Genomic DNA, 26,096 nt, shown 5'->3' with positions numbered 1-26,096 from the left:
GCGACGCGGAAAACTCGTCTCATCCATGAGACTCGCCCCTGCGGGGCCGCTGCTGGCAGCGTTCAAAAATGCTCCCGGCATTTTTGTCCGGTGCGGCGCTGCTTTTCGCGGCATCCATGCCGCTCATCCGGCGGACACGCCCACCTCAGCGAGATTCTGAACGCGATTAATGGCAAAAAACAACAGGCTAAAATCAGGCCATCATCAGTGCCAGATCAGCAGTACACAGGCCGCGGTAAGCACCCCCATCGAGACGTTAAAAATCACCCATGCTCTGCGGCTGCGCAACAAGCGGCCAATCGCCGTGCCGAAACCCAGCCAGATAACGCCTGAAACCAGATTAACCAGCACAATGCCCAAACTTATCAGCAGCACCGAATGGTTATAGCCGCTGCCCGCCAGACTGAAACTGGCGACCGAACCCAGCGCCATCAGCCAGGCTTTGGGATTGAGAAATTGAAGCAGCCAGCCTTGATACAGGCGCAGCGGTTGCGGCGGCGGTGCGCTGGCCTCCAGCCGTTCATAGGCTGCCGTCGCAATTTTCCACGCCAGCCACAGCAAGTAGAGACTGCCGAGCACTTTGAGTATCAGGTGCAATGAGGGGTAGAGCAGGATCATGCCGCCCACGCCAAATGCCACCAGCAGCAAAATGCTCTGCATACCGAGCATGATACCGACCATCAGCCACAGCGATCGCATAAAACCGAAGTTGGCACCGGAAGTCGTCAATAGCATGTTATTCGGGCCAGGCGTAATTGCCGCCACCCAGAGAAAAGCCAACATCGATAAAAATAAGCCCTGTTCCACGTTTTGACTGCCCCTTGTCCCCACCGTTACGGTATGATTTATTGACCTGACTGAACGTTAGCCTGTCTGTTACACCGCACTGCTCGCTGAGCGGCGCAAGCAGGTTAGCGCAGTGTGATGAATATCGCACAATTATTTCCCGAGGTCGTTTCGATTCCCATGTTGTCCTCAACATTTCGCCCGTTACGCGGGGCTGATAACCCGCATGTACAAACGCTGTTGCCGCGCCTGATTCGCCGCCGTGCCCGTTTACAGCCGGTATGGCAACAACTCGATCTGCCTGACGGCGATTTTGTCGATCTGGCCTGGAGCGAAGCGCCACAAGGCGCGCGCCATAAACCCCGCGTGGTGCTGTTTCACGGTCTGGAAGGCAGCTTTCACAGCCCCTATGCACACGGTTTGTTGCAAGCGTGCCGTGAGCAAGGCTGGCTGGCGGTGATTATGCATTTTCGCGGCTGTAGCGGCCGCCCCAACCGTCTGAACCGTATCTACCATTCCGGTGAAACGGATGATGGCAGCTATCTGCTGCGCTGGATGCGGGATACGCTAGGCGACGTGCCGACCGCTGCCATCGGCATTTCTCTGGGCGGCAATATGCTGGCTTGCCTGTTGGCTAAACGGGAAGAAGCCCGGCTGTTATCCGCTGCGGCAATTGTCTCCGCGCCGTTTCACCTCGATGCCTGTAGCCGCAGGATCGAGCACGGGTTTTCCCGTATTTATCAGCGCTATCTGGTAGGACAGCTTAAACAGAATGCCCGGCGTAAGCTGGCACGCTATCCGGGTTCGTTACCGATTATTCCGGCGCAGTTGCAACGCATCAAGGGGTTGCGCGAGTTCGATGATGCGATCACCGCCCGTATCCATGGTTTTCAGGATGCTGCCGACTACTATCATCAGTGCAGTGCATTGGCGTTACTGCCCACCATTCGCACCCCGACGCTGATTATCCATGCACAAGACGATCCGTTCATGACCCCCGAGGTGATCCCGGATATCACCCGTCTGCCGGCAACCATCGAATACCAACTGACGGCGCACGGCGGGCACGTCGGGTTTGTCGGCGGAACATTATTGAAACCGGAAATGTGGCTGGAACAACGCATTCCAGCCTGGTTCACGCGCTTTCTTTCGGCGGACACCGCGGAGGCAACAGCATGATGATTCCCTGGCAGCAGCTTGATAGCGATACGCTGCAAAATATTATTGAGTCCTTTGTGTTACGCGAAGGCACGGATTACGGCGAGCAGGAGCGCTCACTGGAGGAAAAAGTCCGGGATATACGCCGCCAGCTTGCCTCGGGCGAGGTGGTGCTGGTGTGGTCAGAGCTGCACGAAACGCTGAATATCATGCCGCGCACCCAGCTAAACGAAAATACGCCGTAACGTGAAAAATCACCGTTTCCTGACGCGCGGGGGGTCGTCTTGCGTCACCGTGTCTGCTATACAGTGAGATCCGTGTTACTCAAACGCCTAATCCGACGGAGTGCAACCGCATGTCGCAACAACACCCGATCATTGCCGTTACCGGCTCCAGTGGTGCAGGCACCACCACGACCAGCCTCGCGTTCAGGAAGATCTTCCAGCAGTTGCAGATAAAAGCCGCTTCACTGGAAGGCGATAGCTTTCACCGTTATACCCGGCCAGAGATGGACATGGCGATTCGCAAAGCGAAAGATTTGGGCCGCCATATCAGCTATTTTGGCCCAGAGGCCAACGATTTCAGCCTGCTTGAGCAGGCATTTATCGACTATGGCCGCAACGGCACCGGGAAAACGCGCAAATACCTGCACACCTACGATGAGGCGATTCCCTACAATCAGGTGCCCGGCACCTTTACCCCGTGGGAACCGATGCAGCATCCTACCGATATGCTGTTTTATGAGGGGTTGCACGGTGCGGTGGTCACCGATCAGTACGATGTTGCTCAGCACGTTGACCTGCTGGTCGGCGTGGTGCCTATCGTCAATCTGGAATGGATTCAAAAGCTGGTTCGCGATATCAACGAACGCGGTCACTCGCGTGAAGCCGTGATGGATTCGGTGGTGCGTTCTATGGAAGATTACATCACTTACATCACCCCGCAGTTTTCTCGTACCCATATCAACTTCCAGCGCGTACCGACTATTGATACCTCAAATCCCTTTGCGGCCAAGGCTATCCCTTCGTTGGATGAGAGCTTTGTGGTGATCCATTTCCAGGGCGTCGAAAACATTGACTATCCCTACCTGCTGGCGATGCTGCAAGGCTCGTTTATCTCACACATCAATACGTTGGTGGTGCCGGGAGGAAAAATGGGGCTGGCCATGGAACTGATCATGGCACCGTTGGTAAAACGGCTGGCAGAAGGGCGTCGCGCGGGCTGAAATAACGCATACAGCCCGCCGGAAAACTATTCGACTATGAAGAAAACGATGCGACAGCGATGATTTCGTGGCTGTGAGTGACCTTCACCGCCTTTTCTAACATTAGCGCCACTGAACAATACTTCTCCGCCGACAGCGATACCGCCCGTTCAACCACCTTATCCGTCAGTCCCACGCCCGTAACCACAAAGTGCAGGTTGATATGGGTAAACAGACGCGGCGCTTCTTCACGACGCGTGGAGGATAATTTGACTTCACACCCAGTGACCGCGTTGCGACCCTTTTGCAAAATGGACACCACATCAATGGCGCTACAGCCTCCTGCCGCCATCAACACCATCTCCATCGGACTGGGGGCTTTATCGCCAGCATTACCATCCATCAGAATCTGATGCCCTGATGACGACTCACCGAGAAAGGTCAGATCTTCGACCCATTTTACGCGCGCTTGCATCCACAACTCCTCAAATTTATTTGAAAATTACTCACTGTTATATATAAAAACCGCCGATAACTAGAGCTTAATCATGCTGAAGCGAGACAACACAAGACAGGCTCGTCAAGCTGTGTTACAAACAGGAATAGAATCCGTTCCTTCAGTTTGATACTGACGGTCAGAACGGGTCGTGACGTCGCCATACAGAAGCCAGTATATTCCCTGACGTCAGTCCGCCAACACGGAATTTTTACTACTAGCACGTTAATACGCCGTACAGGGAACTCTGACCCCTGTAATTTGCGCAGTGAATTACAACAGAGGATAACAGCGAATGGTTCTCGGCAAACCGCAGACAGACCCGACTCTTGAATGGTTCCTTTCTCATTGTCATATTCACAAGTATCCATCGAAGAGCACGCTGATTCACCAAGGTGAAAAGGCAGAAACGCTTTACTACATCGTGAAAGGCTCAGTGGCTGTGCTGATCAAGGATGAAGAAGGCAAGGAAATGATCCTCTCCTACCTCAACCAGGGGGATTTTATTGGGGAACTGGGCCTGTTCGAAGAGGGTCAGGAACGCAGCGCATGGGTGCGGGCAAAAACAGCCTGCGAAGTCGCTGAAATCTCCTATAAAAAATTCCGTCAGCTGATCCAGGTCAACCCGGATATTCTGATGCGTCTCTCCTCACAGATGGCACGTCGCCTCCAGGTGACCTCCCAGAAGGTGGGCAACCTGGCCTTCCTGGATGTCACGGGCCGTATCGCGCAGACGCTGTTGAACCTGGCGAAGCAGCCCGATGCCATGACGCACCCGGATGGGATGCAAATCAAGATCACGCGTCAGGAAATTGGTCAGATTGTTGGCTGTTCCCGCGAAACGGTAGGCCGTATTTTGAAAATGCTGGAAGATCAGAGTCTGATCTCGGCGCACGGCAAAACTATCGTGGTGTACGGCACACGCTGATATCAGCAGCACCGTTTAGACAAAAGCACGTTGCGCGCTGCGCAGCGTGCTTTTGACGAGCCAGCACTATTCCGCGTTAACCACCGTTTCAACCGCCCGCGCAAACCGCGCCATACCCTGATCGATATCTTCCAGATCAATCACCAGCGACGGCACAAAGCGAATCACGTTAGGCCCAGCCACTAGCACCATCACGCCCTGCTCCGCCGCTGCGGCAAGGAACTTGCCCGCCTGACCGTGCCATCTCGGCTTCAGTTCTGCACCAATCAGCAGGCCCATACCGCGAATCTGCTCAAAAATACCGTGCTCTTCATTAATCGCCTGAAGAATCGAGACGAAACGCTCGTGGCGCGCTTGTACACCGGAAAGAACCTGCGGGGTATTGATGGTGTCCAATGCTGCTTCAGCCACCGCACAGGCCAGCGGATTACCGCCGTAGGTGGTGCCGTGCACACCGACGGTCATCACAGAGGCGACCTCTTCGGTGGTCAGCATGGCGCTGATGGGGAAACCGCCGCCCAGCGCTTTCGCCGTGGTGAGAATATCCGGCGTCACGCCATAGTGCATATAGGTAAACAGCTTGCCGGAACGCCCCATGCCGCTTTGCACTTCATCAAACACCAGCAGTGCATGGTGCTGATCGCACAGCTCACGCACGCCTTTAAGGAATTCCGGCGTGGCCGGTGTAATGCCACCTTCGCCCTGAATCGGCTCCAGCACCACGGCGCAGGTGTGGTCATCCATCACCGCTTTCACTGCGGCCAGATCGTTGAACGGCACGTGCACGATATCGGCCGGTTTGGGCCCGAAACCATCGGCGTATTTCGCCTGCCCACCGACAGAAACGGTAAACAAAGTACGGCCATGAAACGCATTGTAGAACGCAATGATTTTGGTTTTATACGGGCTGTGGCGTTTAATCGCATAGTGACGAGCCAGCTTGAAGGCCGCTTCGTTGGCTTCCGCACCAGAGTTAACAAAGAACACGCGCTCGGCAAAGGTGGCGTCAATCAGTTTGCTGGCCAGACGCAGCGCGGGTTCGTTAGTGAAGATATTGCTGGTATGCCACAGCGTTTCGCCCTGCTGCTTTAACGCCGCCACCAGCGCCGGGTGGCAATGACCCAATGCCGTTACCGCAATCCCACCGGCAAAGTCGATATACTCGCGCCCCTGCTGATCCCATACGCGGCTACCCTTGCCTTTAACAGGCACAAATTGCGCCGGTGCGTATACGGGTAGAATCACCCTGTCATGCGTCGCCCGCGTTACCGCCTTTGAATCTGTTGTCATTTGCTTTCGTCCACACCGCTTAAAGTGAAAATATAATCACCAAATATGCATAAAAAATCAATACACAGGATTATAAAATAGCGCGTTATGACAGTCCGTTTTATCACAGCACATGCTGATAACCTCAGGTATTAAGGAAGTTCTGCAACAGTTGATGCCCTTGCTCGCTCAGAATGCTTTCAGGATGAAACTGCACCCCTTCTAACGGCAAGGTGCGATGGCGTATTCCCATGATTTCATCACGCTCACCTTCACGCTCCGTCCAGGCCGTGACGTCAAACTCGGCGGACAGAGAGGCGGGGTCGATCACCAGAGAGTGGTAGCGCGTCACGGTTAATGGCATTGCCAGCCCGCTAAAAACGCCGTTCCCGGTGTGCTGTATCAAGGACGTTTTGCCATGCATCACCTGACGTGCCCGCACCACGCGCGCACCAAATGCCTGCCCCAGCGCCTGATGGCCGAGACACACACCAAGAATGGGCAACTTGCCAGCAAAATGGCGAATCGCCGCCAGAGAAATGCCTGCGTCATCCGGCGTACAGGGACCAGGGGAGATCACCAGATGTGTCGGTGCCAGCGTTTCGATATCCGCTAGCGTCAGGACGTCGTTGCGTTTAACCAGCACCTCGGCACCCAGCTCACAAAAGTACTGGTAGAGGTTGTAGGTGAAGGAGTCGTAGTTGTCGATGAGTAGGAGCATGCGGGACGCGTCTTAAGATAGAGAGATAGGCGGTAGGCTACTGTGATTATGTGAGGTTAGGCAATGGATAACTGACTCACCTGAATCATCACCGAACAAAGTGACAGGTGTTTCCGCACCATGAGTAAAATACCGGGCAACAGATTGCCCGGTATTGATGTGTGCTGATTAGAAACGTGTCGCTATATCAGCCTCCACAGAGTGCGAGCCTGCGCGGGATTCCACGCGGGTGAGTCTGCTCGGTGCCCTTGTATACATTGATAGTTCAGCCCTTGAAACGTCACTCGGTCTCCCACTTCATACCGAGTACCCAACTGCCATTGGGGATAACCTCCCGGCGGTGGCGGTGGCGGCGGCGGCGGATCAATAGGACCACCACCTCCTCCTCCACCGCCGCCACCGCCTCCACCGCCAAAATCAACATCCAGTGCGCCATAAAAACCGGCCCCAGAGTCCGCGACCAGCCATACCGCTAAAATAATATGATGGCCCGTTCTGGGCGCTGATGGGATCATAATAGATTGATTACCCATTGGCCCCATTGATTGTAGCGATTCATTCCAAAAATATCGGTTTGTGTGGAAATTACTTTGAAACGGTGCCGGTTCAAAATCTGCACGCGTTGGCCGATGATTTCTATTCCAGGTAGGGCGCGTAATGAAATAGCGATAACCGCGTGTTCTGTGAAGCACCGTGTGGTTCCAATTGATCGGAATCAGTTGGCCTGGCCGTACAGGGAATTTTGGCCACACAGTGCCACGCGCGGTGAGTAATTCGCTATCAGAAAGGTTCACAATATCACGGGCATCGGTACGACCACCGCTCAGAATAACGCCATCCGGGAGAGTTAATGGTATTGGGGGAGCGACCCGTGTTTCGTCAGGAAAAGGCCCAGCCTCCCCAGGAAACCAAAGGAGATTACTGCTGTGAGTACCATTATTAAACGCCGGGAAATTTTTTTGCCCTTCCATTTCCGTTGCTTGGTGGTTACTAATCCATCCCCTGGAGCGCGCATAATGGGCTCGGGAACGAGGCGTTACGACATATCCATGAAACGGCGCAATACCATCGGGATCATGATGGCAACCACATTCCTCTGGTTCACCGTAAGTTTCAGGTTGTGGATACTCACTACAGGGGTTATCGGGGATACAGGGGTTGTAGGGTGGCGGGTACTGGCCGCAAGGATTGTAAGGTGGTGGCGGTGGATCCTCCACACAGGGATAGTAAGGTGGCAGTGATGGATGGTCACCACAGTGTTCGACAGGTGGTAAAGGAAACTCACCACAGTGATCAACCGGAGGCACGATATGTTTATCACCATGTTCGTCGGGTTGATCATGATAATGCTCGTCATCATGTTTAGCCATTATTCACCTCTCATTATTTATAAAATAACGATATATTGACAAATAAAATTCGCTCAACGCTATAGTTGACCATAGCGATGCATGTGTTTTATTCGTATCATTACTCAGTTAAATTCAAACCAAATAAATAAAATAGAAAACTCGAAAGCATACTGAGAGCAGGGCGAAAAGAACAAAAGCGCGCCTCTCAAATATAATTCGAGATCAAATCATTCAGTTAAGAATTAACCTTCATGGAAAATAGATAACACAATCAATAAGACCTCCTTTTTCCTACAGAAAAATGGTTACACAGAAAGTATAAAAAAGGTTAATAAATTCACTCTGGTGGGGTTAAAAACGCAAAGCGGGACAAGTGTTCAGACAAGTACCCATTACACAAACGCTAGGCGTTGATAATGATTGACTGCCTAACGATTAGTATCTTTAATAAAAATTAGAAGAAAAGCACAATAATGATATTAGCTCATTTTCTTTAAAAAAATCACTTTTCTTTTTGGCATTGTAAGCCTGAGAATGAATACAATAATCCAAACCATGAAATCACCCATAAGCAATTGTTTTATATGGATGGAAAAAGTAACTAATTCCCTGTCAGCAAAATCTTAAAGAGAAATAATTTATTTAAAAAAATAACATGCGATTTTTATCCCCAAAGAAAACAGTTGGTTAATAATTAAATTTAAAAATGGATTTTTTAACCAAAGATCACTTAACAATATAGTTAATGATCGCGCTAATTATTAATGTTCTAACCCTCTATTCATAACATCCATTAACGTACATTAAAGTGTGACACACATTAAATTTTTAGAATTAAAATCGCAGAGATACTGATAAAAACCAGTCGAGCATCACACCAATCGTCGAATTAAAAAAAACATTGCCATTTTGGCAGAAAACCAACACGTCATAAGAAAAAAACAACACCATGAATCATAATAACTTTTTATGTTTCATGGAAATAGAAACACGTTGTAAAAACAATTAAAATAAGAATCAATCATTCCACCCTCAATAATTACCTTTTATTTGTTTTTCCCTCATTTTTTGCTTAAATGACACCGCAACACAGTAAAAGCGCTTTTCATTTTTATTGAAACAAAAATATACCCTACCATCGGCATAGCAAACCGGATGCCGGCGCAAAACCATAACTCCCTCAGGAGATGACAGGAATGAAACACGTTTTACTTTCACTGACCGCAGGGCTGCTGACATTAACCGTACAAGGCGCATTTGCCGCGAATACCGGCGGCTATGCGACTACCGACGGTGGCGATATCTCTGGTGCCGTCAAAAAAACCGCCCATTCCATGCAGGATATTATTGATATCATCGAAGCTGCCCGCGTGGACAGCAGCGGCAAAAAAGTGAAAACCGGCGCGTATCCGCTGGTCATTACCTATGACGGCAACGAAGATAAACTGATCAACGCCGCCGCTGCCGATGTTTGTAGCCAATGGAGCAAACCCGCGCGTGGGGTTGAAATCAAGGAGTTCACCAAAGGGATAACGATCCTCGGCACCAATGGCTCCTCGGCCAATTTTGGTATCTGGTTAGTGAAATCTTCCGATGTAGTGATTCGTAATATGCGTTTCGGCTACATGCCGGGCGGTGCAAGTGACGGCGATGCCATCCGCGTTGATAACACGCCGAACGTCTGGGTTGACCATAACGAGATCTACGCCAAGAACTATGAGTGCCCCGGCACACCGGATGGCGATACCACGTTTGAATCCGCGGTCGATATCAAGAAAGCATCGACCAACGTGACGGTTTCCTATAACTACATTCACGGTATCAAAAAAGTGGGATTAAGCGGCTCGAGCAGCAGCGATACGGGCCGTAACCTGACATACCACCACAACGTCTACAGCGATGTGAACGCCCGCTTGCCATTACAGCGTGGGGGGCAAGTGCACGCCTATAACAACCTTTATTCCGGTATTACCAGTTCAGGAATAAATGTGCGCCAGAAAGGGCTGGCACTGATCGAACGCAACTGGTTCGAAAATGCCGTTAACCCCGTGACATCGCGCTATGACGGCTCTAACTTTGGTACCTGGGTTCTGCGTGATAACAACGTCACCAGCGCTGCTCAAAACGCCACGTATAACATCACCTGGACCAGCGATTCCAAAGCTTACGTTAACGCTGAGGATTGGACCTCTACCGGCACTTTCCCGTCGCTGCCTTACAGCTATTCACCGGTCAGTGCCCAGTGCGTGAAAGCGAAGCTGGCCCAATTCGCGGGTCAGGGCAAAGGTCTGGCGGTGCTGACAACGGCGTCCTGTAACTAACGACCAAACAACATCAAGGCCACATGGCGTGGCCTTGATGTCTACTGTTACCGCTATTTTAAGAACCAAAATTCACATCCAATACCTGATAGCGTCTGCTTTATCAGAAACTATCCATACCCCCAATATGACCTTATAACCCGTGCGCTGTGGCACCACGCAGTCGGTACTCGTATTTTCTACCGGAATAGAGTTCACACTGAAGGGTTCTGGCGCGAGTGATATGCGTTTGCGTCAGCGTCCACGTAAACACCCTGGCCGGTATCGCTACTGCTTGAGCCGCTCACGATGAACGTGGTTCAAATTAGAACATATCAATGCAAGTCACTTTTAATATACATATCCAAAATGTAAGAAAAATCATGCACAGAATATAATAATTAATCCTCGATTATTTTTGTTGCTAAGTGTTTTATTTTTGTTCATCGCTTCGTTTTATACATACAATACACCATTGTTTTTATTGATGATATTTTTTGATCGGTTATCATATGAGCCTTTAGGATTTTGATGACAAAAAACGAAATTTAAATATTATTTTCTTCTAAAAACAACTTATTATGATGATGATTTATTAACACATAGACACCACTATTAAAATATTTACGTCGTTATCACAAAAAGATTATGACTCTTTTTTATAATTCGACTAACATCATCATTGTGTTTTGTCGTTGTGACTTTACGATAATATTAATCATCAGCCAGCTAATTATTAGCATTGCGTTACGATTATATGATGACGCATCTACTCCTTTCACTTCATTTTTATTTATTCACCAGAAAAAAATTTACAACATACTTTTTCTTTTGATTTTTTCAAAAGAAAAGAATGATTAGAGATTTTTTCTAATCTATTTTCAGATGTCATTATTTATTCATAATGAGGGTATTCGTCATGACTAAGCCTGCTAATTACGACCCGCAGTGTAATGAGCCCCAGCCCGATCCTTGTAATGAGTATCACCCTGAGCCTTGTCCACCTAAACCTTGTCCACCTAGACCGGAACACGATAATTGCTGCTGTGTACCTGAGGATAAATATTACTTTGGCGATCTTTATCATGGTCAGGTGACGAGTCCTATGTCGCGCAGTGCCTTTGCTGCTTCTCGCGGATGGATTGGTGCATGGGAAGCTAATGAAATGGAAGGGGGAAAAAATTTCCCAGACTTCATCGGTGGCCCATTTCAGCCCCTCGGATTTGGTGATGCTTTTTTGACCGACACCCCGAGTGCGGCACCTCCAGCAAATGGCCTTATCGTCAGCGGTGGTCGCACTGGGAATCGCGATGTTGTGAATTTTACGGATGCAGAGTTGCAAGCGGCGCGCGGAACAACATGGCCTAGAACCACCGTCACAAGTGGGCAAACCTTCAATGTAAACTGGGTATATACCGCACAGCATAGAACTCGTGGTTATCGATGGTTTCTGACTTATCCGAACTGGAACCCGTCACAACGTCTGAATCGTGGCAGCTTTAATTTAAATGGGATAGTCAATGACTTTACACTATTGGCACCTTTTTGGAATTTCACATTGGCGCAAATGCCCCCACGGGTTAGCCATAGCTTACAATTGCCTCAAAGAACCGGTCACCACGTGCTTCTGCTGATATGGATCGTGGCTGATACGCCAATGGGCTTTTATCAAGCGTTCGACCTCAATTTTGTTTAATCACATATGTTATAACATCTTAAATATTCACGTTAGATAACATACAAAATGAGACAATTATATGATACCGCTGACTGTGATGTATTAGCAGTCGGCGATATCATTCTTGCGCACATCTTATTTTTAGATAAATCCTGACGTAGGACATCCTTAAAAAAACCTATTGATAATAGCATGGAATTGTTTTTTAATTTACCTGTCATTTATTTTTTAGCATCTGCATTTTTCAGTTAAAAACGTAGCCAACCCAATAATAACCAGCCTTAGCACCACATTAATGACACACTGTTTATCTCGCCAAAAATCATCAATGCCACATAGCCAAAATCGCGCTGACCGTGATCAAGGAGTGCGTTATCCGCGACGTTAATAAAGAACTGATTGATGGCGCTGTCTTTTTCAGCGGTGCGCGCCATGGCGATGGTGCCACGCACGTTACGTAAACCATTGTCTGCTTCGTTTTTGATCGGCGGGTTAGTGGCTTTTTGCTTCATTTCATCCACAAAGCCGCCGCCCTGAACCATAAAGTCAGGGATCACGCGGTGAAAGGAGGTTCCATTATAGAAGCTGCTGTTAACGTGCTCGATGAAACTTTTCACTGACACCAGCACTTTCCCGTCGCTGCCCAGTGCGTGAAAGCGAAGCTGGCCCAATTCGCGGGTTAGGGTAAAGGTCTGGCGGTGCTGAAAACGACGTCCTGTAACTAACCACTAAACAACATCAAGGCCACATGGCGTGGCCTTGATGTCTACTGTTACCGCTATTTTAAGAACCAAAATTCACATCCAGTACCTGATAGAAAGCATCTGCTTTATCAGAAACTGTCCATACCCCCAATATGACCTGATAACCCGTGCGCTGTGGCACCACGCAGTCGGTACTCATATTCTCCAACGGGGTTGAATCTACCGGAACATAGTTGATACAGAAGGGTTCTAACTCGAAACTGGCACGCGTCAGCGGCGCATTAGGGTTCCAGTTCTGTTTGGTGATAAAGAATTGCCAACTATAGGTGTTATACGGTGCTTTCAGCGTCCAGGTAAACGTATTGTACCCCGCTGTCATCGGTGATTTATACCATCGATTAGCACTTTGAGCATCCAACTGAGAAAATACAGGATTTCCAGCGCTTGCAATTTTTCCGTCCGGAGGACCTTCTGTCGGAAATCCTCTCGGCCCTTCAATATATTGAGATTGAAACTTTGCCGGACCACAGTTTGCGTTATTAATCCCACCAAGGTCGCCGGTACACAACACCACACGGCTCGGGGGTGATGAAATATATCCACTGTATGGGCTTTCTGGAAGCACAGGCTGTGAATCAACGGCCAGCTCTTCAGCAACCCCATAGGAACTGGTAAACAGCGTTAATAGCAGCAAGACGATGTATTTCATTTCTTACTCCAGATTTTATAGTAAGCATTTTTAGCCTATAGCATCATGACTGATAACCATCAGAACTGAGCATCAATCACTTGATAGAAGGCATTTGGGGTATCTCCCACCGTCCATACCGCCAGCAGTACCTGATATCCGGTACGCGCCGGGATGGTACAATTCATAGAGAACGACATTGGCGGCCGGGGATAGGGCGGTGAGAATATTTGCTGGCAGATAGGCGACAGATTAAAACTGGCACGCGTTAAAGGTGCATTGGGGTTCCAGTTCTGCTGTGTGATAAAGACCTGCCAGGCGCGTGTAATATGCGTTTGCGTCAGTGTCCAGGTAAATGTCCTGTTTCCCGCTTGCATCGGAACGCGTACCCAGCGAGTAGCTGTTTGCTGATTCATCTCAGGAAATCTGGCGTTTCCTCCGCTGGCGATTTGGCCATCAGGGGGGCCGCCGCTAGGAAACCCTTGTGGTCCTTCAATCGATTGCGGCTCCCATTGAACAGCACCACAACCCGTATTGTGTTGTGGTGCTGGAATAGCCGTACGGCATAAGGTGGCTCGACTTGCTGGCGAACTGACAAAGCCATGTGCTGGGACAATTTCAACAGGAGGTTGCGGCGGATTATGATCAACAGTGATATTTTCTGCTTCAGCCATTACTTGAGCACAACCAAGTAGCATACTGAGCAGAAGTAGGAATTTTTTCATTTCTTACTCCATTGTCATCATGATAAATAGCGGAATGAGAATAAGTGTGTAGCCATAGGTAAAAAACAATACGTTATGGCCTGTTTTACTGCTCCATAAATGAATGACATCAATAATATTCCAAACACAAAACCTGTCGTTATTTAAAAAACTAATGAGCTATCGCCCATTAATTTAAAGAAATTAATAGAACCTCAACATACAGAAAAGCCATTTTATAATACAAAAATCACTCACCAAAAAAAGCATCAAAAACATATGAAGCAATAATATTAGCTGACGAATAATAAGATTTTTTTGGTAAAGAGAGACAATAGCCACATCGCAGACTAATTATAATTAGTCAACCAATAGTGGGGCATTGATTCAGGAGTCATTATCTTGATTAAGCATAACTGATATTTTTAAATTGTACACATTATATAAAATAAGTCATAACGTCATGATTATTATTTAATAACACCATTAATATGCATTCATCCTCCCTGTACTATTTTTCCTAATCCACACGAAAAAAAAGCATGGAAATAATTAGCCAAACCAATAATAACCAACCATAGCATCATATTAATAACACACCGTATATATCACCAGAAACCATCAAGGCCACACAATGTGGCCTTGATATATAACCCAGAAATTCTCAGCAACGTTTACGGCAGCACTTTGGCCGATTTAATCACGATCGGTTTGCTTGGCACATTCTGGTAAGGGCCGACATTGCTGGTTTGCACCTGAGAGATTTTGTCGGCAACATCCATCCCTTTCACCACTTTACCAAATACCGCATAGCCAAAATCGCGCTGACCGTGATCGAGGAACGCGTTATCCGCGATGTTAATAAAGAACTGACTGGTAGCGCTGTCTTTTTCAGCGGTGCGCGCCATGGCAATGGTGCCACGCACGTTACGTAAACCGTTGTCCGCTTCGTTTTTGATCGGCGGGTTAGTGGCTTTTTGCTTCATTTCATCCACAAAGCCGCCGCCCTGAACCATAAAGCCTGGGATCACGCGGTGAAAGGTGGTGCCGTTGTAGAAGCCGCTGTTAACGTACTCGACGAAATTTTTCACTGACACCGGCGCTTTCTGGTTATCCAGCGCTAACTCAATGTTGCCTTCAGACGTGGTGAGTAAAACGCGCGTTGTGGCGGTAGGGGCGGCGATCGCCGATGACACCATGACCGAAGATGAAAACATTGTCAGTGAAACCAGGGCTGCTGCCGCAACCAGAGTACGTTTGAACATGAGAATTCCTTTTTGATCGGGGGCTACAAGAAAGCGTAACGATTGTAAATACCCGCACTCCTTAACGCTACCCTTTTACTTTTTTTTACTTACGGATATGCCACAACGTTACGGCCATTAGGTATAGCATACCAGTGTAGTATCGGCGACGATCGTAAAAAAAGACGGGTAAATTACCCGTCTTGTCAGCACATCATGCGGTTTTTACCCGAACTGTTAGCCCATTCGCTCCGAACGTACGGCCAAATCGCGGCTGTACTGTCGGCTGGCATCCACCAGCATGGTGGTATAGGCCGTTTTCTCCGTCGAACGCGTCAGCTCTGCCGTGTCCAGCGTTTCCAGAATACGGCCATACTGCATCACCGCCACGCGGTGGCATAAATGAGCAATCACCCCCAGATCGTGCGTTACCATCAGGTAGGTCAGGTTGTCCTGCTGTTGCAGTTCAGCCAGCAGATTGAGGATTTCTGCCTGCACCGACACGTCCAGCGCCGAAGTCGGTTCATCCAGCAGCAGGACTCGCGGCTCGAGAATCAGCGCGCGAGCGATAGCAACGCGTTGGCGCTGCCCGCCGGAGAGTTGGTGCGGGTAGCGGCGACGAAACTGCGGTCCCAGCCCCACTTTATCTAACAAAGCGTTAATGCGCCGATCGCGCTGTTCAAAGCGGTGGATCAGCAACGGCTCCTCCAAAATGGTCTCAACCGTGTGGCGTGGGTGCAGCGATCCGTAGGGATCCTGAAATACCATCTGCACCTGACGACAGCGAGCCCTATCGATACGGTGCGCCAGCGGTTGGCCATCAATGCACAGCTCGCCCTGCCAGTGGTTGAACAGCCCTGCCAGACATTTCAGCACCGTGGTTTTGCCCGAGCCGGATTCCCCCACCAAGCCAAAGATCTCCCCACTGCGCACCGCCAGATTGACATCAAACAGCACCTGATTGTGCTGGCTACCCTGACCAAAGGAGAGGTTGAGGTTTTTCACCTCGATCATCGCCGCGCTATTTTGTGTGCTCATAGTCACTCCTTATTCACCCAGCCAGGCAGGATCGCGCTGCATGACCGGCAGACGCACGCGAGGATGATCGATGTCCGGCAACGCATTGAGCAGCCCACGCGTGTAGGGGTGCTGTGCGTTATCGAGATCGCACGCCGCGATGGATTCCACGACGCGTCCGGCGTACATCACCAGCACCCGGTCGCAGAAGCTGCGCACCAGATTGATATCGTGGCTGATAAAGATCAGCCCCAATCCGCGCTCCGACACCAAATCATCCAGCATCGAGAGCACCTGCAAACGCACCGACACATCAAGCGCCGAAGTCGGCTCGTCGGCGATAACGATCTCTGGCTCAGTGATCAACATCATGGCGATCATGATGCGCTGCCCCTGCCCGCCGGAGACTTCGTGCGGATAGAGCGCGTACACGCGCTCCGGCTGGCGAATGCGCACCACATCCAGCATCGCCATGACTTTCTCTTTCGCCACGCGCGCTGGCACCTTGTGGTGCGCCAGATAGGCTTCCGCGATCTGATCGCCGACACACACCACCGGATTCAGCGAATATTTCGGATCCTGCATGATCATGGAAATGCGCTTACCGCGGATCTGGCGCATCTGCGCTTCAGACACATTAAGCAAATCAGTCTGACCGAAGCGCAGCCTATCGGCCGTCACCCGTGCGCTGCGCGGGTGCAGATGCAGCAGCGCGCGTCCAACCGTTGATTTGCCCGAGCCGGATTCGCCGACAATCGCCAGCTTCTCGCAGCCGAGGTTAAAGGAGACGCCGCGCACGGCATCCGTCACTGCGCCGTGGTTAACGAAGCTCACCTTGAGGTTTTCCACCTCCAGCAGCGGCGCGCCCTGAGTTGCACCTTTATTCGGTGCGGGGATCGAGGATGTCACGTAGGCCGTCTCCGAGAAAGTTGAACGCCAGGCTGTTCATCAGAATAGCCAACCCAGGAATGGTGACTAACCACCAGCACTCCATCATGTAGCGACGACCGGCAGAGATCATGGCTCCCCATTCTGGATCGGGCGGCTGTGCGCCCAACCCCAGGAAGCCAAGCCCGGCAGCCGTCAGGATGATGCCCGCCATGTTCATGGTGATACGGATAATCACCGAAGGCAGACACAGCGGCACAATGTGATGCACCAAAATACGCAGCGACGATGCACCTTGCAGTTTCACCGCAGAAACGAAATCTGCCTGACGTAGCGACAGCGTTTCAGCACGCGCCAGACGCGCAATGGGCGGCCAGGCGGTGAGGGTAATGGCAATCACCACATGCTCCAATCCCGGCCCCAAGGCGGCAACAAACGCCAGCGCCAGCACCAGACTGGGGAAGGAGATAAAGATATCGGTGATGCGCATCAGGATGGTATCGACAATGCCGCCGTAGTAGCCCGCCACCACACCGAGCATCAAGCCGATCGGGCCAACGGTTACCGACACCAGCGCCACAATGTACAGCGTAATACGCGAGCCATACACCAGACGGCTGTACACATCGCGCCCGAACTCATCGGTACCAAACCAATGGGCGGCCCCCGGCGCTTGCAGGGCATTTTCCAGGTCTTGTACTAAGGGATCGTGCGTTGCCAGCCAGGGAGCAAAAATCGCAATCACAATCAGCGACAGCACAATCAGCGAGCCAATGGCCGTCAGTGGGTTTTTCGCCAGCAGGCGCAGGAAATTGAACAGCCTCGCGCCACGTACTCGAATTCGCCCATTTTTGGCGTCCGGCGAGGAGCCGATTACCGGTTCAGAAGACATACTCATACGCGGGTCCTCGGATCGAAGATTTGATACAACATGTCGGAGAGCAGGTTAAGGGTGACGAAAATCAGCCCGACCAGCAGCACGCAGCCCATCACCGCATTCATATCCCCCAGCAGCAGGCTGCCCGTCAGATAGGAACCAAAGCCCGGCCAGGAGAACACGGTTTCAATCAACACCGCTCCCTCCAGCAGTGAGCCATACGCCAGCGCCACGACCGTCAGCAGTTGCACCAGAATGTTGCGAAACGCATGCGCCCAAATCACCCGAAACTCAGACAACCCTTTGACCCGTGCGGTGATGATGTACTCTTGCGACAGTTGCGCCAGCATAAAGCTGCGCGTCATACGGCTGATATAGGCCAGCGAATGGAAGCCAAGAATGGTGGCGGGCAACACCAGATGGTTCAGCGCACTGAAGAACACCGCCCATTCACGCGCCAGCAGGGAATCCACCAGCAGTAAGCCGGTACGGTTCTCCACCATGCCATCCCACGCCATATCCACGCGTCCTGCGCCGCCGACCCAGTTGAGCCAGGCGTAAAACACCAACAGCCCCATCATGCCGACCCAGAAAATCGGCGTGGAGTAACCCGCCAGACTGATAAAACGCACGATATAGTCTGCCAGCTTGCCGCGCCGCGCCGCCGCCATCACACCGAGCGGTACGCCCAGACCGGCACCGACGATAATCGCCATTGTTGCCAGCTCTATCGTTGCAGGGAACACGCGGATGATGTCATCCACCACCGGGCGACCGGTGAGCATCGCGTTGCCCAAATCGCCGTGCAGCAGTGAATTGAAGTAGATACCGAATTGAACATACAGCGGCTTATCCAGGCCTAACTGCTGATAGACCTGCTGATAGGTACTTTGGTCAGCATCCTGACCGACAATTGCCAATACCGGATCGATCGGCATTACCCGACCGATAATGAAGGTCAGAATCAACAACCCAAACAGCGTGAAGGCAACCTGTAACAGCCGCTTGGCTACGCGATAGGGTAACGCCCCCGGTTTGAGCCAATCAGAGAAAACCATGTTCTTTCTCCCCGTCCGACACCCGCGCCGCGCTCTTCAGCGCCGCTGATGCCGTGACTTACCTCGTAGGATGACGGCGTGAGGGGAAATTCCCCCCACGCTTTACTCAAACTTCAGCGTTGCTTGTGCACCAGATACAAGCGGGTGGTCGATGACGGATGTGACACAAAGTCTACAACATCTTTGCGTTGTACCACGGAGTCGACCATCTGCGAGACCGGAATGATGGCAGGATAGAGTGCCTCATAGCGGTCCTGTATCTCGGCATAGCGCTGCTTCTGCTTGGTAGGATCTTTTTCCAGCAGCGCCTGATCGATCATCTCGTTCAATTGCGCGTCGTAGAAAGACGTTCTCCACCCTTGGAAGTTGGTGAGTTTGGCTTCATCGCTGTTATCCGGGTTGTACACCACGGAGCGCAGGCTGGAGTGCGGATGGGGATCGACCCCGCCGCCGCCACGCCCGACCAGCATGTCGAATTTACGATCGCGCATCGCGCCGTAAACCTGATTGCCGGTGCCAGAAATGATCTTGGCGCGAATACCGGCCTGGGCCAGCGTGGATTGCACCGAGGTCGCCAGATTAAGGAAAGGCTGATCGGACAGCACCCGCAGCGTGGTTTCAAAACCGTTCGGATAGCCCGCTTCCGCCAGCAGCGCCTTGGCCTTCGGCACGTCCAGCTTGTAACCGGGGTTAGGCAGCGTGGCATCCATTCCCGCCTGAATCGGGCGCTGATGATAGAAGCCGTAGCCTGGCATCACAGTCTTGTTGAGGCCGTCGTAATCGATGAGGTAGCGCACCGCTTCACGCACTTTTGGCTTGGCGAACTCGTCGTTCTTCAGGCTCATGGCAACGTAATAGAGCGTGCCTTTCTTCACCTCTTCGACTTTCACCTCCGGGTTGGCTTTCAGAGCGTTGATGTCCGGCACCGACATACCGGTTGCTACATCGATATCGCCCTTTTCGATCATCAGACGCAGCGCCTGAGATTCGGTCATATGACGGAAGATCACCCGGCGCATTTTGGCATCACCGCGCCAGTAACCGTCGGCACGGTTAACGCGCAGCACGTCTTTTGCCTGCCACACGTCCAGCTTGAACGGACCAGAACCGGCTTCGTTGGTGGTCAACCAACCGTTACCCCAGTCACCGTTTTTCTCATGCTTCATCACGGTTTTACTGTCCAGCACCGATCCGCTGCCGAGCGTGGCAAGGGAATAGATCACCAGTTTGGGATCGTTCGGTTTAGGCAGTTCGATCTCTACCGTTTTGTCATCTTTGGCGCGGATCAGTTTTTCGACATTTTCCGCCGTAAAGCCGTAGGATTTCCAGGTGGTGGCCTGCGCCATGTTAAGGGTCAGCAACCGTTTCATCGACCAGGCAAAATCATGGGCAGTGACCGGATTGCCGGAGTGGAATTTGGCGTTATCCACCAAATGGAAGGTAATCAGGTTGTTGTCTGGACTGATCTCCCAGCTTTTCGCCAGCGAGGGCAGCACGCGGCTGAGGTTTTCAGGATCGAGCTCGACCAGCGAGTCGTAAAGGTTAACGATAATGCCGACCACCTCGTTGCCCGTCATGGCGGCGGGATCGAGGGACAGCATGTTATTCATGTTCATCCCGACGATCAGTTGATCGTCGGGCGTTTTTGCAGACAGTAAGGCCGGTGTTGCGGCCATACAGAAACAGCTCAGTAGCAGGGTACGGATTATTGCTCGTGCTTTCATTTAGCTTCTCCAGGTGTGAAGAATGGAAGACGAAACGTTTTTCCCCGTTATATTTCGAGCTGTATCTGCGTTGGCTACGCTCATTCACCCGAATCACTTACTTATGTAAGCTCATCGGGATTCATTCACTTGCCGCCTTGCTACAACTCGAACTATCTAGGGGCTATTTGTAAGGGCTCTTTCTTTCAGTACTGCTTTGTTATTACTGCTATTTATTATTATTACTGCGGTTATTCTTTACTCAGCGTATGCTCCTCGATCCAATCAAAGTTGATGTCCTCACCCAGGCCCGGACGCTGTGGCAGGTGAACAAAGCCGTCGTCATCCATCGGGTCGATGATACTGTTGAGGTAAGCGGCAGGCTCTTCATAGTTCAGGAAGGGATGCAGCAGGCCGCGTTCATACCAACGGCAGTTTTTGATTGCCCCCACCACGTTAAGATTCGGTGCACCGTTACCGTGGATTTCGCAATCCATACCAAAGGCTTCCGCCAATGCGGCGACCTTCATGGTTGGAGAAAGGCCACCCACGCCCTGCACGCCCGCGCGCAGAATGTCACAGGCACCCTCTTTCACCCAGTCGGCGCGGCTGAAGTATTTGCCTGACAGGCTTTCAGGCCCGATGACGTCGATATCCAGGCTCTTGGTCAGCCAGCTGTAGGAGGCCATGCTCTGCTCTTCCATCGGCTCTTCAAACCAGGTGAAGTTCAGCTTTTGCAATTCACGACCGATGTAGAGCGCGTCGCTGCGGCTGTACCAGTGGTAACCATCCAGCATCAGGCAGACATCCGGACCTACCGCTTCACGCACGGCGGCACAGGCTTTGACGTCCATCTGCGGGCTCGGTGCGAAGGATACTGGCGGCATCCAGGTGTGCAGCTTGATGGCTTTATAGCCGCGTGCCACCAGTTTCTCGGCAAACTGGCCGTACTCTTCCGGCGTCGAGAGGCCGCCTTCCAGCTCATCGCCGCACATGGTGCTGCCGTAAGCGGGTACTTTTTCACGGAAACCACCCAGCAGTTTGTGCACCGGCATATTCAGGAAGCGACCTTGCAGATCCCACAGCGCGGATTCCACGATAGAGATGGCACGGTCGGTCAGTTGGTTGGCGCTGCCGCGCTGCCAATGCACCAGATCCTGCCACAGACGTTCTCTGTCAAACGGGTTCTGACCGATCAGCACCTTGCGAAAGAACGCGTTGATAATATGCGGACGAACCACTTCGGGTGGTGCAAATGCATAGCCCTGATGCCCATCGTCGGTGGTCAGCGTCAAGAGGGCCATCTTGGCCTGATTCTCTTCTCCTGGATGCGAATGTCCCGCACTGTCGGACACGCGACGAGTGGGATACGTAAAAACGGTGACATCAATAGATTCTATTTTCACGCGAATACCTACCTTGAAATTCAATAACATAGAAAAAACAACGACCGGATCGACGGCGAGCGACAAACCCGATTTGTACTATCGCCGCCCAGCCAGTGCGACTGAGACCGCGATCACAAAAGAAATGATGTATTAATTAAATAAAAATATCGTTTTATTATTTGTAATTATTGGTGTTACAACCTGGTGAGTCATTAGGCAATTTCTTTCAAATGCAGAAAATCCGACGCAAATATTTGTGCAAATGCACATAAAGCTGTGAACAACATCACCAACGGTTGGGATTACCCGCACAATGAGCGAGGATAATGCCGCCACTTTTGGTGTGCTGCACAACCGCCAGCAATCCCAATTTGATGATCATGGGTGAGAGGGTAAGCCTGTGCGAGACGTTCAACGGGTTCCATTCAACCAGACAGTCAGACGGTGATACCGCACCAAAACCACACAACGCACCAACACAGTGCATTCAGGCGCACCATGTTGGTGCTGACATGCCTTTTATCACCGCCACCTGCCCCTAAATTGTGAGTCGCCACCAAAACAATAAAATGAAATACTGATTAATAAGCAATTTATATGCATAATTAATCGTTTCAACAATAATAAAAACGTGGCCTGAATATTGCTTTGTATCCTAAGTACTCTGCTCAATGCGAGGGATGCCCAGCCAAGGGCCACCCGCAGCGTTCAGGCCGCGCGCGGAGCTATGCCTGCAAAAAGAAAATCGGAGTAATACGTGGAACAAATGACATTTTGGCAGCTCATCAGTTTTGGTGAGAATGGCTGGGGAAGATTGCTGCTGATGGGGACAGGAATGACCCTGGCATTGGCAGTAGGCGGTTTTTTATTAGGCGCACTCATCGGCACCCTCGGTGCCTGGTCAAAAATAGCGGGCAATCGGCCACTTCGCTTTGTGGCGGAATGCTATACCACGGTAACGCGCGGTATTCCCGATCTGCTGATTATTTTCCTGCTCTACTTTGGCGGTAGCTCTGCACTGACGCTGCTGGCAAGCCTGTTTGGACACAACGGTTTTATCGGTTTTCCCGGTTATATCGCCGGGGTGATTGCCGTCGGCATCGCCTCAGGCGCACAGCAAACCGAAGTATTTCGCGGCGCCTTCTACGCCGTAGCCAAAGGTGAGATAGAGGCCGCCAAAGCCTGCGGCATGCCTACCCTGCTGCGTCTGCGCCGCATTATTGTTCCGCTGCTGCTGCGCCATGCCATTCCTGCGCTCGGCAACGTCTGGCAACTGGTATTGAAAGCTTCGGCGCTGGTGTCAGTTACCGGTGTGGCAGAACTCTTGACCCAGTCACAGACCGGTGCGGGTTCCACGGGCAAACCGTTTGATTTCTACATGGCTGCCGCCATGATTTATCTGGTGATTTCGATTTTTTCCGGCTGGCTGATGCGCCGCGCGGAGGCACACTATTCGCGAGGTGTAAGACGGTAATGGATGTTAATTTCTTCTACGAAACCTTCCTGGAAATTATTCCCGGCGTACCGCTTACACTCCAACTCGCGGTAGGTTCAGTGCTGATCGGCTTCTTTTTAGCCCTGGCGCTGGCCGCGATGCAGCTTTCTGGCAGCCGACTGTTGCAATCAGTCGCACGTCTGTATGTGCTGTTCTTCCGTGGCACACCGTTGCTGGTGCAACTGTTCCTTATCTACTACGGTTTAGGGCAATTCAGTTGGGTGCGTGAAAGCGTCCTGTGGCCGATACTGCGTGAGCCTTACTGGTGTGCGCTGCTGTCGTTAACGCTTTGTACCGGTGCTTACGCCAGCGAAATCATTCGCGGGGGTTTGCAATCGGTGCCCGCCGGGCAGATCGAAGCGGCACGCGCCTGTGGCATGCCATCCTGGAAAATATTTACCCGCATCGTGTTTCCGCTCGCCATTCGCCAGGCGCTGCCTGCCTACGGCAACGAGTTGATCTCCATGATCAAATCCACCTCGCTGGCGTCCATCATCACGCTGATGGAAATCACCGGCATTGCAGCACGCTTGATTGCGGAAACCTACCGCGCGCTCGAAGTGTTTCTGGTGGCCGGCGCCATCTACCTGCTGATCAATCTGGTGCTCACCCGCTTGCTGGCTTTTGTCGAACACCGTATGACGCCGTATCTGCGCGCACCGCAGTCGCTGGCTGAAGTTAAGAATATGAAAGGAAACCCATCATGAGTACCGCCGCTATCAGCCTGCGCAACATTCACAAGCGTTTCGGCTCACTGGAAGTCCTGAAAGGGATCTCGTTTGAAGCCAGTCAGGGCGAGGTTGTCTCGATTCTGGGTTCCTCCGGCTCGGGCAAATCCACCCTGCTGCGCTGCACCAACCTGCTTGAAATTCCCGATCAGGGCGAGATTATTGTCGGTGGCGAAACCATCGCGATGAAAGCGAATCGCCAAGGGCAAAACCGTCCGGCCAGCCCGAAACAGATCGACCGTATCCGTACCCAGCTCGGCATGGTGTTTCAAAACTTCAATCTGTGGTCGCACAAAACCGTGCTGGAAAACGTGATTGAAGCGCCGATCCACGTGCTCAAACACGCCCCACAGGACGCCAAAGCACATGCAGAGCAACTGCTTGAGAAGGTTGGGCTGGCCGATAAACGTCACTACTACCCTTCCCACCTTTCCGGCGGGCAGCAACAGCGTGCCGCGATTGCGCGTGCGCTGGCCATGTCACCCAAAGTGATGCTGTTTGATGAACCCACGTCGGCGCTGGATCCAGAGTTGGTCGGGGAAGTGCTGCGCGTGATGCGCCAACTGGCCGATGAAGGCATGACCATGCTGGTCGTCACCCATGAAATGGACTTTGCGCGTGAAGTCTCTAACCGCGTGGTGTTCCTGCATCAGGGCGAGATCGAAGAGCAAGGCACGCCGGAACAGATGTTTACCGCCAGTCAGTCCGCCCGTTTCCGTCAGTTTATTGCCAGTTGGTAACAGAACGCTACGCTTATCAACACAATGCTTTAGAACACAATGCTTTAGAACACAACAGACAACCACCAGGAGATACCTCGATGATAAAAACCAAACTCGCTGCCGCTGCCTATGCGCTTTGTCTGGCTGGCGCACTCTCTACGTCATTCAACGCTGCGGCAGAAGCCGGTAAAACCTGGAGCACCGTGCGCATCGCCACTGAAGGCGCTTACCACCCGTACAACTTCACCAAGCCGGACGGTACGTTGGATGGCATGGAAATTGAACTGTACAAGGTGCTGTGCGACAACATGAAAGTAAAATGCGAGATCATGGTGCAGCCGTTTGCCAGCAGCATCCCAGCGCTGAACGCCGGTAAGTTTGATGCCATCATCTCCGGCATGTCCGCCACGCCAAAGCGCCGTGAAGTGATCGATTTCAGCCAGCCTTACACCCAGGCGGGCCAAACCTTTGCCGTGCTGAAATCCAGCCCGCTGGCATCGCTGCCGGATCTGGGCACCCGTTTCTCCCTCAATGAGAAAGATGAAGCCACTGCCATCGCTGAAGTGGAAAAATTGCGCCCGCTGCTGAAAGGCAAAACCATTGGCGTTCAGTCTGCCTCGATCGCCAGCACGCTGCTGGATAAATACTTCAAAGGCATGATGACCGTACGCGAATACAAAACCATGCAAGAGCACGATCTGGATCTCAAAGCCGGTCGCGTCGATCTGGTTATCGGTTCAGCGCCTTACATGAAAAATACCGCTGACAAATCAAACGGCGAAATCCTGATGGCCGGCCCTCAGTTTATCGGCGGCATTTTAGGCAGCGGCTCGTCCATCGGCCTGCGTAAAAGCGATCCTGAGTTGAAAGCCTTGTTTGATAAAGCCATCGATCAGGCTAAAGCAGACGGCACCATCAAGAAGCTGAGTGAAAAATGGTTTGGCATGGACACCACCCCGCTCTGATCGCCCTCTCGCGACCCTAACCT

At 51.5% G+C, this 26,096-nt stretch carries 27 protein-coding genes and 2 pseudogenes; 10 read left to right on the top strand and 19 right to left on the bottom strand.

Going from position 1 to position 26,096, the window contains the following annotated elements:
• Positions 1 to 204 precede the first annotated feature (204 nt).
• A complete protein-coding gene (locus tag J5069_RS21015; RefSeq protein WP_264645682.1) occupies positions 205 to 807 on the bottom strand; it encodes a LysE family translocator in 603 nt (200 codons plus the stop codon).
• Entirely contained in the window at positions 737 to 937 is a 201-nt protein-coding gene (locus J5069_RS21010) for a hypothetical protein (RefSeq protein WP_264645734.1), read from the bottom strand. The genes J5069_RS21015 and J5069_RS21010 overlap by 71 nt, the downstream gene beginning before the upstream one ends.
• Before the next feature lie 32 nt (positions 938 to 969).
• Between J5069_RS21010 and J5069_RS21005 the strand changes: the two genes are divergently transcribed.
• From J5069_RS21005 to J5069_RS20995, 3 genes are all read left to right on the top strand, one after another.
• Positions 970 to 1,965, top strand: coding sequence for a hydrolase (locus J5069_RS21005; RefSeq protein ID WP_264645732.1), 996 nt, complete (start codon positions 970 to 972; stop codon positions 1,963 to 1,965).
• A complete protein-coding gene (locus J5069_RS21000) occupies positions 1,962 to 2,189 on the top strand; it encodes a YheU family protein (RefSeq protein WP_264628494.1) in 228 nt (75 codons plus the stop codon). Before J5069_RS21005 ends, J5069_RS21000 begins: the two co-directional genes overlap by 4 nt.
• A gap of 110 nt (positions 2,190 to 2,299) precedes the next feature.
• Positions 2,300 to 3,169, top strand: coding sequence for a phosphoribulokinase (locus J5069_RS20995; RefSeq protein ID WP_264645681.1), 870 nt, complete (start codon positions 2,300 to 2,302; stop codon positions 3,167 to 3,169).
• A gap of 34 nt (positions 3,170 to 3,203) precedes the next feature.
• Here the strand turns inward: J5069_RS20995 and J5069_RS20990 are convergent, their stop codons facing one another.
• Positions 3,204 to 3,623 (bottom strand): OsmC family protein, encoded by a 420-nt coding sequence (locus J5069_RS20990; protein ID WP_264645680.1) that lies wholly within the window; start codon positions 3,621 to 3,623, stop codon positions 3,204 to 3,206.
• A 316-nt stretch (positions 3,624 to 3,939) separates the two neighbouring features.
• On the opposite strand from J5069_RS20990, the gene crp reads away from it, so the two are divergent.
• Positions 3,940 to 4,572 carry a cAMP-activated global transcriptional regulator CRP gene (gene crp, locus J5069_RS20985; RefSeq protein WP_264645679.1) on the top strand — a complete coding sequence of 211 codons (633 nt, stop codon included), beginning with the start codon at positions 3,940 to 3,942 and terminating at the stop codon, positions 4,570 to 4,572.
• 66 nt (positions 4,573 to 4,638) lie between these two features.
• On the opposite strand, the gene argD is transcribed toward crp, so the two are convergent.
• The 5 genes and pseudogenes from argD to J5069_RS24315 form a co-directional block, all read right to left on the bottom strand.
• Positions 4,639 to 5,862: a bifunctional acetylornithine/succinyldiaminopimelate transaminase gene (gene argD / locus J5069_RS20980; protein ID WP_264645678.1), complete on the bottom strand. Its 1,224-nt coding sequence runs from the start codon at positions 5,860 to 5,862 to the stop codon at positions 4,639 to 4,641.
• Between the two features lie 124 nt (positions 5,863 to 5,986).
• Positions 5,987 to 6,562: an aminodeoxychorismate synthase component II gene (locus tag J5069_RS20975; protein ID WP_264645677.1), complete on the bottom strand. Its 576-nt coding sequence runs from the start codon at positions 6,560 to 6,562 to the stop codon at positions 5,987 to 5,989.
• A gap of 182 nt (positions 6,563 to 6,744) precedes the next feature.
• Positions 6,745 to 6,846, bottom strand: a complete 102-nt coding sequence (locus J5069_RS24320; protein WP_413542268.1) for a carbohydrate-binding protein — start codon at positions 6,844 to 6,846, stop codon at positions 6,745 to 6,747.
• Entirely contained in the window at positions 6,843 to 6,998 is a 156-nt protein-coding gene (locus J5069_RS20970; RefSeq protein WP_264645676.1) for a hypothetical protein, read from the bottom strand. The genes J5069_RS24320 and J5069_RS20970 overlap by 4 nt, the downstream gene beginning before the upstream one ends.
• A 43-nt stretch (positions 6,999 to 7,041) precedes the next feature.
• Positions 7,042 to 7,932: pseudogene (locus J5069_RS24315) on the bottom strand (lytic polysaccharide monooxygenase); the annotation flags it as partial.
• Between the two features lie 1,178 nt (positions 7,933 to 9,110).
• Here J5069_RS24315 and J5069_RS20965 point away from each other — a divergent pair.
• Both J5069_RS20965 and J5069_RS20960 read left to right on the top strand, forming a co-directional pair.
• The gene (locus J5069_RS20965; RefSeq protein WP_264645675.1) at positions 9,111 to 10,235 is read left to right on the top strand and encodes a polysaccharide lyase; all 1,125 of its coding nucleotides are present in this window, start codon (positions 9,111 to 9,113) and stop codon (positions 10,233 to 10,235) included.
• 883 nt (positions 10,236 to 11,118) lie between these two features.
• Positions 11,119 to 11,910 (top strand): lytic polysaccharide monooxygenase auxiliary activity family 9 protein, encoded by a 792-nt coding sequence (locus J5069_RS20960; RefSeq protein WP_319801694.1) that lies wholly within the window; start codon positions 11,119 to 11,121, stop codon positions 11,908 to 11,910.
• A 290-nt stretch (positions 11,911 to 12,200) separates the two neighbouring features.
• On the opposite strand, the pseudogene J5069_RS20955 reads toward J5069_RS20960, so the two are convergent.
• The 11 genes and pseudogenes from J5069_RS20955 to J5069_RS20905 form a co-directional block, all read right to left on the bottom strand.
• Positions 12,201 to 12,524 (bottom strand): annotated as a pseudogene (locus J5069_RS20955) (peptidylprolyl isomerase); the annotation flags it as partial.
• Between the two features lie 151 nt (positions 12,525 to 12,675).
• Positions 12,676 to 13,305, bottom strand: a complete 630-nt coding sequence (locus tag J5069_RS20950; protein ID WP_264645673.1) for a lytic polysaccharide monooxygenase — start codon at positions 13,303 to 13,305, stop codon at positions 12,676 to 12,678.
• A 59-nt stretch (positions 13,306 to 13,364) separates the two neighbouring features.
• On the bottom strand, positions 13,365 to 14,009 hold the full coding sequence (locus tag J5069_RS20945) for a lytic polysaccharide monooxygenase (RefSeq protein WP_264645672.1): 645 nt from the start codon (positions 14,007 to 14,009) through the stop codon (positions 13,365 to 13,367).
• A 653-nt stretch (positions 14,010 to 14,662) separates the two neighbouring features.
• On the bottom strand, positions 14,663 to 15,253 hold the full coding sequence (gene ppiA, locus J5069_RS20940) for a peptidylprolyl isomerase A (protein ID WP_264645671.1): 591 nt from the start codon (positions 15,251 to 15,253) through the stop codon (positions 14,663 to 14,665).
• 216 nt (positions 15,254 to 15,469) lie between these two features.
• Entirely contained in the window at positions 15,470 to 16,246 is a 777-nt protein-coding gene (locus J5069_RS20935; RefSeq protein ID WP_264645731.1) for an ABC transporter ATP-binding protein, read from the bottom strand.
• Between the two features lie 33 nt (positions 16,247 to 16,279).
• Positions 16,280 to 17,158, bottom strand: a complete 879-nt coding sequence (locus J5069_RS20930; RefSeq protein WP_264645670.1) for an ABC transporter ATP-binding protein — start codon at positions 17,156 to 17,158, stop codon at positions 16,280 to 16,282.
• The gene (locus J5069_RS20925) at positions 17,130 to 18,035 is read right to left on the bottom strand and encodes an ABC transporter permease (protein ID WP_264645669.1); all 906 of its coding nucleotides are present in this window, start codon (positions 18,033 to 18,035) and stop codon (positions 17,130 to 17,132) included. Before J5069_RS20925 ends, J5069_RS20930 begins: the two co-directional genes overlap by 29 nt.
• On the bottom strand, positions 18,032 to 19,072 hold the full coding sequence (locus J5069_RS20920; RefSeq protein WP_264645668.1) for an ABC transporter permease: 1,041 nt from the start codon (positions 19,070 to 19,072) through the stop codon (positions 18,032 to 18,034). Before J5069_RS20920 ends, J5069_RS20925 begins: the two co-directional genes overlap by 4 nt.
• Positions 19,073 to 19,185: 113 nt before the next feature.
• Positions 19,186 to 20,796 (bottom strand): ABC transporter substrate-binding protein, encoded by a 1,611-nt coding sequence (locus J5069_RS20915; RefSeq protein WP_264645667.1) that lies wholly within the window; start codon positions 20,794 to 20,796, stop codon positions 19,186 to 19,188.
• 230 nt (positions 20,797 to 21,026) lie between these two features.
• Entirely contained in the window at positions 21,027 to 22,181 is a 1,155-nt protein-coding gene (locus J5069_RS20910; RefSeq protein WP_264645666.1) for a mandelate racemase family protein, read from the bottom strand.
• 268 nt (positions 22,182 to 22,449) lie between these two features.
• Positions 22,450 to 22,650 (bottom strand): hypothetical protein, encoded by a 201-nt coding sequence (locus J5069_RS20905; protein ID WP_264645665.1) that lies wholly within the window; start codon positions 22,648 to 22,650, stop codon positions 22,450 to 22,452.
• A gap of 270 nt (positions 22,651 to 22,920) precedes the next feature.
• Between J5069_RS20905 and J5069_RS20900 the strand changes: the two genes are divergently transcribed.
• The 4 genes from J5069_RS20900 (at position 22,921) to J5069_RS20885 (ending at position 26,073) form a co-directional block, all read left to right on the top strand.
• Positions 22,921 to 23,637 (top strand): ABC transporter permease, encoded by a 717-nt coding sequence (locus J5069_RS20900; RefSeq protein WP_319801693.1) that lies wholly within the window; start codon positions 22,921 to 22,923, stop codon positions 23,635 to 23,637.
• Positions 23,637 to 24,365, top strand: coding sequence for an ABC transporter permease (locus J5069_RS20895; RefSeq protein ID WP_264645663.1), 729 nt, complete (start codon positions 23,637 to 23,639; stop codon positions 24,363 to 24,365). The genes J5069_RS20900 and J5069_RS20895 overlap by 1 nt, the downstream gene beginning before the upstream one ends.
• On the top strand, positions 24,362 to 25,126 hold the full coding sequence (locus J5069_RS20890; RefSeq protein WP_264645662.1) for an ABC transporter ATP-binding protein: 765 nt from the start codon (positions 24,362 to 24,364) through the stop codon (positions 25,124 to 25,126). Before J5069_RS20895 ends, J5069_RS20890 begins: the two co-directional genes overlap by 4 nt.
• 80 nt (positions 25,127 to 25,206) lie before the next feature.
• On the top strand, positions 25,207 to 26,073 hold the full coding sequence (locus J5069_RS20885) for a transporter substrate-binding domain-containing protein (protein ID WP_264645661.1): 867 nt from the start codon (positions 25,207 to 25,209) through the stop codon (positions 26,071 to 26,073).
• Positions 26,074 to 26,096: the final 23 nt, after the last annotated feature.

Origin of the sequence: Candidatus Symbiopectobacterium sp. NZEC127 (assembly GCF_025962675.1) — a bacterium.
Lineage (GTDB): Bacteria > Pseudomonadota > Gammaproteobacteria > Enterobacterales > Enterobacteriaceae > Symbiopectobacterium.
This window is presented reverse-complemented; position numbering and strand designations above follow the sequence as displayed.

Coding starts and splice junctions, on each gene's coding strand:
- J5069_RS21000 (WP_264628494.1), top strand. CDS start 1,962: ATGATGATTCCCTGGCAGCAGCTTGATAGCGATACGCTGCAAAATATT.
- J5069_RS20995 (WP_264645681.1), top strand. CDS start 2,300: ATGTCGCAACAACACCCGATCATTGCCGTTACCGGCTCCAGTGGTGCA.
- J5069_RS20990 (WP_264645680.1), bottom strand. CDS start 3,623: ATGCAAGCGCGCGTAAAATGGGTCGAAGATCTGACCTTTCTCGGTGAG.
- crp (WP_264645679.1), top strand. CDS start 3,940: ATGGTTCTCGGCAAACCGCAGACAGACCCGACTCTTGAATGGTTCCTT.
- argD (WP_264645678.1), bottom strand. CDS start 5,862: ATGACAACAGATTCAAAGGCGGTAACGCGGGCGACGCATGACAGGGTG.
- J5069_RS20975 (WP_264645677.1), bottom strand. CDS start 6,562: ATGCTCCTACTCATCGACAACTACGACTCCTTCACCTACAACCTCTAC.
- J5069_RS20970 (WP_264645676.1), bottom strand. CDS start 6,998: ATGGCGCACTGGATGTTGATTTTGGCGGTGGAGGCGGTGGCGGCGGTG.
- J5069_RS20965 (WP_264645675.1), top strand. CDS start 9,111: ATGAAACACGTTTTACTTTCACTGACCGCAGGGCTGCTGACATTAACC.
- J5069_RS20960 (WP_319801694.1), top strand. CDS start 11,119: ATGAGGGTATTCGTCATGACTAAGCCTGCTAATTACGACCCGCAGTGT.
- J5069_RS20950 (WP_264645673.1), bottom strand. CDS start 13,305: ATGAAATACATCGTCTTGCTGCTATTAACGCTGTTTACCAGTTCCTAT.
- J5069_RS20945 (WP_264645672.1), bottom strand. CDS start 14,009: ATGAAAAAATTCCTACTTCTGCTCAGTATGCTACTTGGTTGTGCTCAA.
- ppiA (WP_264645671.1), bottom strand. CDS start 15,253: ATGTTCAAACGTACTCTGGTTGCGGCAGCAGCCCTGGTTTCACTGACA.
- J5069_RS20935 (WP_264645731.1), bottom strand. CDS start 16,246: ATGATCGAGGTGAAAAACCTCAACCTCTCCTTTGGTCAGGGTAGCCAG.
- J5069_RS20925 (WP_264645669.1), bottom strand. CDS start 18,035: ATGAGTATGTCTTCTGAACCGGTAATCGGCTCCTCGCCGGACGCCAAA.
- J5069_RS20920 (WP_264645668.1), bottom strand. CDS start 19,072: ATGGTTTTCTCTGATTGGCTCAAACCGGGGGCGTTACCCTATCGCGTA.
- J5069_RS20915 (WP_264645667.1), bottom strand. CDS start 20,796: ATGAAAGCACGAGCAATAATCCGTACCCTGCTACTGAGCTGTTTCTGT.
- J5069_RS20905 (WP_264645665.1), bottom strand. CDS start 22,650: ATGCACTGTGTTGGTGCGTTGTGTGGTTTTGGTGCGGTATCACCGTCT.
- J5069_RS20895 (WP_264645663.1), top strand. CDS start 23,637: ATGGATGTTAATTTCTTCTACGAAACCTTCCTGGAAATTATTCCCGGC.
- J5069_RS20890 (WP_264645662.1), top strand. CDS start 24,362: ATGAGTACCGCCGCTATCAGCCTGCGCAACATTCACAAGCGTTTCGGC.
- J5069_RS20885 (WP_264645661.1), top strand. CDS start 25,207: ATGATAAAAACCAAACTCGCTGCCGCTGCCTATGCGCTTTGTCTGGCT.